Source organism: Bacillus sp. K7, assembly GCF_053903245.1.
The window spans coordinates 375,539-386,544 of sequence record NZ_CP096406.1 but is presented as its reverse complement, the minus strand read 5'-3'; the positions used below and the strand labels follow the sequence as shown (position 1 = coordinate 386,544).

At 50.2% G+C, this 11,006-nt stretch carries 1 protein-coding gene; it reads right to left on the bottom strand.

Annotation, left to right across the window (positions count from 1 at the left end; all coding sequences use genetic code 11):
* Positions 1–10: 10 nt before the first annotated feature.
* A complete protein-coding gene (gene srfAA, locus M1D98_RS01985; RefSeq protein ID WP_456279946.1) occupies positions 11–10,774 on the bottom strand; it encodes a surfactin non-ribosomal peptide synthetase SrfAA in 10,764 nt (3,587 codons plus the stop codon).
* Positions 10,775–11,006 lie beyond the last annotated feature (232 nt).

The window sequence follows — 11,006 nt, the reverse complement described above, 5'->3', positions numbered from 1 at the left end:
GCCACCTCTATTAGAAAATTTCCATTAATTTATCCAGTTCATCCAGCGTCAAATCGTCGTCGCCAAGGTCGCTCGGCGTCAATTCCGTTCCATCTTGAGATAGGCAATGTTGTATGATTCTGAGCAGATGGGCTTTAAAGCTGTCGCTGAATGTTTGTATCGTTTTTTCATGAAATTCAAGAGAATGATAGGCCAGTGACATCGTCAGTTTTCCGTTTTCAATGTATCCGACAACATCGAGCGCGTTCGGTTTTTCTGTTTCCGGGCTTAACGACTGTCCTGACGGCAGCTCTGATCTCTTGAACAAGCCTGCATCCGACATGTCATCAAACTGTCCTAAGTAGTTAAAGCTGACATCCGGCTGAATCGAAAACGCCACATCTTCTTTATGTTCCGGCGCCGTCAAATAGCGGAGAATGCCGTATCCGACTCCCTTATTCGGTACATGTCTGATATCTTCTTTCATTTTCTTCAGCTGGTAGCCCAGATCATCCGCATGCTTCATATCGAGCACCATCGGGTACATACTCGTAAACCAGCCGACTGTGCGGGAAATGACCAGGTCTTCTATGATTTCTTCACGTCCATGCCCCTCTAAATGAACACTTACTCGATCCTGACCTGTCCACTCCTTCATCGCCAATCCGAATGCCGTAAGCAACATATCATTCATTTCTGTGTGATATGCCTCATGCGCCTTTGTGGTGAGCTGTTCTGTCTCTTCAGCAGTCAGCGAAAATTCGATTGTCTTTGTATGTTTCATTCGCTGATCACCAGATTCGCGATCTTTCGGAAGCTTTGCCGCGACTGTTTGTTCTTCAAGCTGTCTCCAATACTCTTTTTCTTTCAAAAAGGCTTTGGAGTTCGCGAAGTCTTGCAATCTCTCTGCATACTCCGCAAATGAATGTGTTTTCTGGGGGAGAACCGGTTCATTGTCTTGCTCAAGCTGTGTATAAACCGCGGCGAAATCCTCCAGTAAAATCCGCCACGACACGCCGTCAACCACTAAGTGGTGAATGGCTAGAAGCAAGTGGTCTCCGTCTTCCGCTTGGAACAGACCTGCTTTTAACAAGCCGCCTTCCTGCAAGTCGATGCTGCTTTGCAAACGCTCCGCTTCTCTCTCTATGCGGTCTTCATGATCTTTCGCTTGCCCCTCAATGTGGATGATCTCCAATTGGGCTGAAGCAGCTTCAAGTCCTCTGTTATATTGAACGACATCTTTCGGCTCCTCACGGTACACCATGCGAAGTGCGTCATGATGCTCGATCAATACCTGCAATGTTTTCTCCACCCATTCAGGGTCAAAGCCCTTCGCGGCGTGAAGCATCACCGATTGGTTCCAATGGTGCTTGTTCGTGAAGTTCTTTTCAAAGAACCAGCGCTGGATTGGCGTCAGGATGACTTCACCCTCCACCGGGCCTTGGTCCGCCTGTTTGCCTTCGGCACGCTCCACGTATTGGGTCAGCTCTTCGATTGTCGGGTGCTGGAAGAGGTCTTTCATTTCCAGCTTCCAGCCGTACTGGTTCAAGCGGCTCGCCATTTGGATTCCTTTGATGGAGTCTCCGCCGAGCGAGAAGAAATTGTCGCTGACACCGACTTCAGAAATGCCGAGCACGTCCTGCCAGATGCCGGCAAGCAGCTCTTCCATATCCGTTGTCGGCGCTTTGTATTCTCCGCTTCCCGCTTCGATGTCCGGCTCAGGCAAGGCTTTGCGGTCAACCTTCCCGTTTGCGGTAACCGGAAGTTCGTTCAGCGTCACCCAGAATGCCGGGACCATGTAGTCCGGCAAGGTTTCCTTCAGTGCTGATTTCAGTGCTTCTATGTCAGCTGTTTCCGGTGTGACATACGCCGCGATCGCTGTATTGCCGCCTTTATCTTTGACAGCTGTGACCGCCGCATCCTGCACCTCAGAAAGCTGGGCGAGCTGGACTTCGATTTCTGACAGCTCGATCCGGTAGCCGCGAACCTTGACCTGCTGGTCGATCCGGCCGATGTATTCGATGCCGCCGTTCACCCATTTCACCAAATCGCCGGTGCGGTACATGCGTTCACCCGAGACAAACGGATCAGCGACAAACCGCTTCGCGGTTTCGTCTTCCTTATTCAGATAGCCGCGCGCCAATCCGCGTCCCGCTACACAGAGCTCTCCGGCTACGCCTTCCGGCTGCACCTGATTGCCTTCGCCGAGAATGTATACTCTCGTATTGGCGATCGCCTGCCCGATAGAAAGCGAGCCTTCCTCCGGATTGATCTCTGTGCTTGTGGCAACGACTGTGTTTTCAGTCGGCCCGTAATTGTTGATGAGCTTGTACGGCTGTTTCACCGCACGCTTCAGCTTGTCTCCGCCTGTCAGCAATACGCGCAGTGACGTATTCTCAAGCTCCATGAACTGTTCCGCCAGCTGTGTCGGCAAGAACGTGATCGTCACGCCATGCGTTTCGAAATAATCGTTCAGACGGACGATATCGAGGCGGATCGCTTCATCAATGACGTGAAGCTCGGCTCCGATTGTCCACGTCGGGAACATTTCCCAAATGGAGGCGTCGAATCCAAAGCCCGCGTACTTCGCACTGCGGTCCTCCGCTGTCATATTGAACGCGTCATGGTGCCAGAAGCACAGGTTCACAAGCGCATGGTGCTCGACCATGACACCCTTCGGCTGTCCGGTCGTTCCGGACGTGTAAATCATGTACGCGAGGTTTTCTGCATTTACATCCGTCTCTGGATTTTCCTCATCGTTTTCATCAAGCGGCAGGCTTAGAATCGTGCGGTTGCCATCAAGAAGAATGACGTCTCCCGAGAAGCTATCCGGCACTGAAATGCCCTCCTGTTTCAAGAGAAGCCTCGCGCCGCTGTCCTGCAAAATATAGTCAATCCGCTGATCCGGATAGTCAGGATCAATCGGCACAAACGCCGCTCCCGCCTTTAAGACGCCGAGCACCGCGGCAGCCATTTCCAGCGATGGCTTCGTGAGAACGCCGACGCGCTCATCCGCGCTGATGCCGCAGTCGATCAGAATTCGGGCAAGGCGATTCGCCTTCGCATTCAGCTCGCCGTACGTCCATGTCTGGCCGTTGTAGGTGACAGCCGGGCGGTCTTTGTGGCGCTGAGCCGTTTCTTCGAATAGTTGATGAACGGTTTTGTCTGTCGGCACAGGGAGCGTTTTGCCCTTCCATGCCTCAAGAAGCGTTTGTTTTTCTGGTTCCGTGACAAGTGACAGGCTGGAGAGCGGCTGGTTCGGATTGCCGGTGACTTCATCTAGAAGCTGCATCCAGTATTGCTTCCATCGTTCGATTGTTTCAGGCTTAAACAGCGCTGTATTGTATTCAAGCACAAACGTAAGCCCGCCATCGGTTTCGTCAGCCGTCAGCGTGATATCAAACTTGGCCGTTTTCCGTTCAAACGGATCCGGCTCAAGCTGAATCCCTTTCATCGCCAGATCCTTGATATTCGCATTTTGCATCGAAAAAACGGCGTCGAATAACGGATTTCTGCTCGTGTCACGCTGAACCTGCAGGTTTCCGATCAGGTCCTCAAGCGGGTAATCCTGCGCACGAAAAGCGCTGAGTGCCGTTTCTTTCACTTCACTCAGATAGCCAGAAAACGTCTTTTCACCCTTCGGATACGTGCGCAGCGCCAATGTATTGACGAACATTCCGATGACGCGGCTGACGTCCGCTTGAGAGCGTCCGGCTATAGGTGAACCGACGATGATATCATGCTGCCCGCTCAGTTTTGATAAAAACGCACTGTATGATGCCAGTAGCACCATGTACAGTGTGGAATCCGTTTCTTTTGCAAGTCTGCGCAGCGCATCGATTTTCCCTGCTTCTAATGAAAATGCAATACGGTCTCCCGCAAATGTTTGAACCGCAGGCCGGCTATAGTCAGTCGGAAGCGTCAGCACCGGCAGCTCTCCTTCCAGCTCCTTCAGCCAATGCTCCTCTTGCTTCTTATAAAGCTCAGACTGGATGAACTGCTGCTGCCACACGGCGTAATCCTTATATTGAATGCGGAGCGGCTCAAGGATTTCTCCGTCGTACAGCTTCGAAAGCTCCTCAATCAGCACACCGACAGACGCACCGTCAGAAATAATATGGTGCATATCGAACAGCAGAACATGCTCGGTGTCTGAATGCTTGATCAGCCCCATCCTGAATAACGGAAGCCGATCAATTCTGAAAGGTTTGATAAACTCGGAAACGATCCGCTCTGTCTCCTCTTCTGCAGCTTCGAAATAGGCCATCTCGCACTCAGCTTCTTCCCAAATCCGCTGCACCGTTTCTCCATCTTTCATTTCAAACGTGGTTCTAAAGGCCTCATGACGCTGCATTAACTGCTGCATGACGCTGTTAAGCCTTTCAACATCAAGCTCACCTGTAAGGCGCAGAACCGCCGGCATGTTATAGCTCGTTTGCGCTCCTTCAAGCTGCTGGAGCACATACATCCGTTTTTGCGGTGAGGAAACAGGATACGTATCTTGTTTCTTTGCCGGGCTGATGCTGATGGCTGTCCCTTTTTCAGAAGAGGCTATCACCTGTGCCAAACCCTCAACCGTAGGTGACTGGAAGAGATCTTTGAGTGACAGCTCAACGTCCAGTTCCTGATGAACCAAGGCAAGCATCTTCATGCCTGCTAATGAATGTCCGCCGATGTCAAAGAAGTGGTCATAAGCGCCGACCTGTTGAACCTGAAGCACCTGCGCCCAAATGTCCGCGAGTTTTTGTTCCGTTTCATTGCGAGGCGCAACATATGAAACACCTGTTGAGACGTTGGCATCAGGAAGCGGCAGTGCTCTCCGGTCGATTTTTCCGTTGCCGGTCAGCGGCAGCTCGTCCATTTGGATAAACACCGCAGGAACCATATAAGCCGGCAGATCCTTCGCCGCATGTTCTCTCAGCTCTTGAGATGAGATGTCTCCCTCTCCGACAAAGTACGCGCAGAGCAGCTTGTCTCCCGCTCCTTGATCAACAGCAAGCACGACAGTCTCCTGCACGCGGTCGTGGGTTTGCAGCTGATGCTCGATTTCTCCAAGCTCGATGCGCTGTCCGCGGATTTTCACCTGATGATCGATCCGCCCGATAAATTCGATGTCGCCATTCGGCAGCCATCTGGCAAGGTCACCCGTTTTATACATGCGTTCACCGGACGTAAACGGATGCGGAACGAACTTCTCCTCAGTCAGTTCTGGGCGGTTGTAATAGCCTTTCACGAGTCCTTCGCCGCTCACGCAAAGCTCCCCGGCAATCCCGGCAGGCTGTACGTGTCCAGCCCGGTCAAGGATGTATACTTCCGTGTTGCTGACCGGTTTTCCAATCGGAACAGACAGCGTGTCCTCCTCCAATTCATCAACCGGATGATACGTCGCGAAAACCGTGCTTTCAGACGGCCCGTACATGTGAAGGAGTTTGCCTTTTCCAACCGTTTGCAAAGCTTTTCTGACATGCTCAACCGAAGCCCGCTCCCCGCCAAACATAATCTTGCGCAGCGTTGACAAGCACGCCGGATTCAAGTCCACAAGCAGGTGGAACAAAGCGGTTGTAATCATGAGAATGCTGATATTCTCCCGCTCTATGACCCGAGACAGGCGAGCCATATCCAAAACAGTTTCTTTCGGTATCAGCACAAGCTTGGCACCATTTAACAAAGAACCGAACATATCAAACATGAATGCGTCAAATACGTAATTGGAAAGGCCCAGGATCGTATCCTGTTCTGTAATGCTGAGATAATTCGTTTCCTTCATCGTGCGCAGAATATTGGCATGTGTCACGATATTTCCCTTTGGTGTTCCTGTCGTTCCGGACGTATACGTCAGATTGGCGACCGCCGCGGAGTCAAGAGGCAATGCGAGATTTTGCGTATCGGCATGATAGCTTTCTTCCTCATCCGCAAGCACGATAACACCGCTAAATGCTGCTTCTTCTGCTAAAGCCTTTAATTTTTTCTGAGTAAGAAGCACCTTCGCTCCGCTGTCACGGAAGAAATGCTGCATCCGCTGAATCGGATGTTCCGGATCAATCGGCACATAAGCCGAGCCAGCTTTTAAAACGGCGAGGATCGACACAATCATGTCCATTGACCGCTCGCATAAGACTGCCGCCGTTTTGCCTTCACCTGCCCCTAGAGAAAGAATGCCGCGCGCCAACCGATTGGCCCGTTCATTCAGCTCACGATAAGTAAGTGATTTGCCTTCATATTGAAGTGCCGGCTGGTCTGGCGTTTTCGCCGCTTGCTCTTCAAACAGCTGAACAATCGTTTTGCCTTTCGGATAAGGTGTTTTTCCCGGGTTAAACTGCTGAATTTGCGCAGCAGCCTCCTCTTTAGAAAGAAGTTTGTACTCAGAAATCTGTTTCTCAGGCTCAGCCGCAGCATCATCAAGCAAACGCGCAAAATGATTGAGCAGCCTGTCAGCCGTGCTTTGTTTAAACAGCTTCGTGCTGTAGTCCAAATCAAGCTCAATGCCTTCATCGGTTTCTCTCGCCTGCACCGTCAAATCAAATTTTGCAATCTTGAAATTGGTCTCATGAACAGACAAGGACAGATCGCCGACAGCCGGAATGCCCTCTGTCGCATTTTGAAGACTGAACATCGTGTCAAACAGCGGATGTCTGCTTACATCACGCGGGATGTTCAAATCTTCTACAAGCCACTCAAACGGATAGTCCTGATGAGAAAAGGCATCCAGCACCTGTTTGCGGACACGCGCGATCAACTGGGTAAACGTCTCATCCTGCTTCACTTCACTGCGAATCGCGAGCGTATTGACGAACATCCCGACAATGCCCTCTGTATCAGAGTGGTTTCGGCCCGCTGACGGCGTGCCGACAATGATGTCATCTTGTCCCGTATACTTTGATAAAAGCGTATAGTAAGCGGACAGCATCACCATATACAGCGTGGCGCCATTTTGTTCAGCCAAACGATGTAAGCGATCCTTTAATCCCGCATCCAGCTTGATTGACACCCGGTCCCCTTCAAAGCTTTGAACAGGCGGTCTCGGATAATCGGACAGAAGCTGAAGCACCGGAAGCTCGCCCGCAAAGACTTCCTTCCAATACGCCCGGTCCTTCTGGTACCCTTCAGCAGCCTGGACGCTTTGCCACACAGCGTAATCCTTATATTGAAGGCGAGGCTCAGGAAGCTGTTCGCCTTTGTATATCCGTGCTAACTCCTCCAATATAATGCCGATGGACACACCGTCAGAAATCAAATGGTGCATGTCAAACAGCAGCATATGACGGTTCTCTCCAAGCTCCATCAAGCCAATTCTGAACAGCGGCGCTTTCGCCAAGTCAAATCTCCGGACGAATGACGTCATAACCGTCTCATCGGAGCGGCTGCCTCTATCAATCATCTCGATGTCGAAATTGACGCTGTCATGAATGTTCTGTCTCGGCGTGCTGTTTTCAAGAATAAATGACGTTCTCAACGACTCGTGGCGGCGGATTAGCTCTTGGAATGCGAGCTCCAGCTTTTGAATCTCTAAAGGCCCTTCCAAAATCGCTGCCGCCGGCATATTGTAGCCGACTCCCGCATCCTCGAACTGGCTGACGATATATGTTCGCTGCTGTGCCAGCGAAAGCGGGTAATGCTCCTGTTTTTCAGCAGGTTCAATCGCTGTAAATGCCCGGCTTTCTCTGTGTTCGGCTTCCTCTGCAAGAGCCGCGATCGTCGGATTCTCAAATAAGTATTGAAGGGGAATATGGGCGCCTGTTTGCTTATGAATCTTTGTTAAAAGCGTCATGGCCTTCAATGAATGCCCGCCCGTTTCAAAGAAATTATCAAAGATCCCTGCCTTCTCAACATTCAGCACATCCTGCCAAATGGCTGCGATTGCTTTTTCCGTCTCATTTCGCGGCGCCGTATAGGCCGTTCCGCTGACCGCCTTCACCTCCAGCGCAAACAGCTTGCGGCGGTCTACTTTGCCGCTTGGCGTGAGCGGAATTTCTGCCACTTCTGTAAAGTAAGCCGGGACCATATAGTCAGGAAGCTGTCTGGCCGCATGCTCCCGCAGGCTGGCCGGCGCAAATTCGCTGCCAGTCTTTTGCACAACATATGCGGAAACCTCAAGATTTGCTTGTTCGTCAGGGCGTGCCAAAACAACAGCTTTCTCAACGTCTGGCGCGTGTTGGATCACGGCTTCAATTTCTCCGAGCTCAATCCGGTATCCGCGAACTTTGACCTGGTCATCCTCTCTGCCTAAATATTCAATTGTTCCATCTGGAAGCCAGCGCACAACATCTCCGGTCCGGTACATGCGATCGCCTGGCACGAATGGATCTTGCAAAAACTTCTCAGCCGTCAATTCAGGCAGATGCAAATAGCCCCGGCCAACACCATCACCGGCGATATAAAGCTCGCCCGCCACACCTTCAGGCTGCAGCCGGCCTTTTTGATCCAAAATATATAGGCGGTTATTTCCCAGTGCTTTCCCAATCGGTACATATGCTGATTGAACGGCACTTTCCGGGATCACCGGATGAACGGACGCGTCAACACACGTTTCAGTCGGCCCGTACACATTGGTCAAACGCGGCGCTGTGCCTGCTTCTTTAAACAGCTTCAGCAGCTTGTCCGCAACAACAGACGACAGGCCTTCTCCTCCGATCAGCAAATGCTTCAGCTTGAGGCCTTCAAAATCGCCCGCCGCGACCAGCATTTGCAGATGGGCTGGTGTTCCGTCCGTCGCTTCGATGCTGTGCCTGCGATAATATGCAGCAAGGGCAGCTCCGTTTGTCACGGTTTTCTTCGGTACTATAAAAAGGGTTTGTCCCAATAGAAGCGACGCGAAAATCTGCTTCACTGACGCATCAAAGTGGAACGGCGCAAGCAATGCCATCCGCAGTGTTTGGCTGCCGCTTTGATAAATCGCCTGCTGCAAAGATTCAACCAAATGATGAACCTGGCGATGCTCGATCATCACGCCTTTCGGACGTCCGGTTGTTCCCGATGTGTAAATAATGTAAGCAAGGTTCCGTGCGTTCACATCTGGATTCGGACTATCGACTGCACCTTCGGCAATCGCCTGATCAAAATCAATCAGCTCCGCATCGGACATAGGAGCCGCAACCTTCGATTCAGTCAGAATAAAGTCCGCACCGCAGTCCTCCAAAATATATTGGATGCGTTCCGCCGGAAACGCGGGATCAATCGGCACATAGGCTCCGCCCGCTTTTAAAATTCCCATGATCGACGTAATCATCCGTTCAGAGCGATCAAGCAGAACCGCGACAGGACTGTCCGGACCAACGCCTTTCTGTTTCAATAGATTAGCGATGCGCGAAGATTGTTCATGTAACGTTTGATAGGACAATGTGCGATCTTCAAACACAACCGCTGGCTGATCAGCAAGCAGCTCAGCCTTTTCTTGGAACAGCTCTGGAATCGTCATATCCTTGCGGTAGCTGACAGATTCACCACCGGCCCTCTCAAGCAGCTTCTCTTTTTCCGCTTCAGAAATCAGCGTTAATTCATCAATTGTATGATCCGGATGCGTTAACGCGTTCTCAATCATCGTAATCATGCGCTCACAAACAGTGTTGATTTCTTCACGCGAAAATAAATCGGTGCGGTAATCAAAATCAATGGTGAGCTTCCCAGTATCCCATCGATCCTTTACATGAATCGAAACATCATTCAATCCGCTTCCGCTGAAAATCGGCTCAGTCAAAAAGGCAAGATCCTCTTCTTTCTGCCACTGCATGACCTGATATTCAAGAGAAACCGTAAACAGCTTGGTCAGAGAGCTCTTTGTTTCACGCAAATCGTTTATCAGAAGGTTATACGGGTACTTTTGGTGACGCAGCGTCTTCATGAGATCCTTCATTCGGTCTTTGACAAAATCTAAGAATGCCTGTCCGCCGTCTACGTTTGTACGAAGCGGAACTGTCGAAACAAACATGCCAAGCATCTGCTTCTCTTTCGCATTTGTCCGATTGCCCATAAAGGTTCCCGTCACGACATCATTCTGGCCGCTGACTCTGTACAAATAGGCGGCAAGCACCGATTGAAACACTGAAAGAACACTGACCTTGTTTGCCTCACAAAACGATAGGATTTGCTGATGAAGCGCTTCAGGCACATCCTTAGAGAACCTCTCAGCATCTAAACTCCCTCCGCCTGAAGCATTCCGTTTAAGAGAAACAAGCTCAGGCACCGTTTCAAATTGCTTGTTCCAAAACGCCTTGTCCTTTTCAAACCGCTTTGATTGAGCATAGTCCTGTTCAGATAAAACATGATCGATAAATGAATGCGAGATCCCTTCGTTTGTTTCTGAGCCGCCCGCTAATTCTAAATAAATGTGCATAATCGCATTTCCGAGAATATTCATAGAAATTCCATCAGAAATCACATGATGAACATTTGCGTAAAACCACACTTCATTTTCCTTTATGGTGAAGATGGAAAAACGGAATAAGTCACACTCGTACAGCGGCAAAGGCTTTTTTGTTTCCTCCCGGCTCCATTGTGAAATAAACTCTATCGCATTCGGATCTCCAGTGGTGTCAGTATGTTTTATATCAACAGGCCGATACTCGCTTATATATTGTACGGGCTCACCGTTTTCATCGAGCCGCAAACGAAGGCGCATGGCGTCATTTCTGCGGATAAACGTTTGTATCGCTTCCTCAACTAGCACCCAGTCAACCTTCTCCGTTGAAACCAGCTTGCCAATCCCCGCAAGATTTGAAATACTTGTATGAGGATAAAATTTTTCTGTATACCAAATTCGTTTTTGTGCATCCGTTAAAGGGTAAAAAGTTATTTCCATATCGTCATACCTCCCCTAATCTTCAATAAGCAGTGAACATGCGCAATGCATTTCCCTTTCTTATCCATATAAGCTTTTAATACTTATGGACTAACAGCCAAAAAAGCCAAAAGAACTACACTAAAAACCAGTGCATCTAAACAAAAAAACGGATTGCCGCTATCAAAACGGCTGCCATCCATCATCTTCGCGGCGTATACCACAAGCAGATAAAGACCGCAAGACTCTTCAT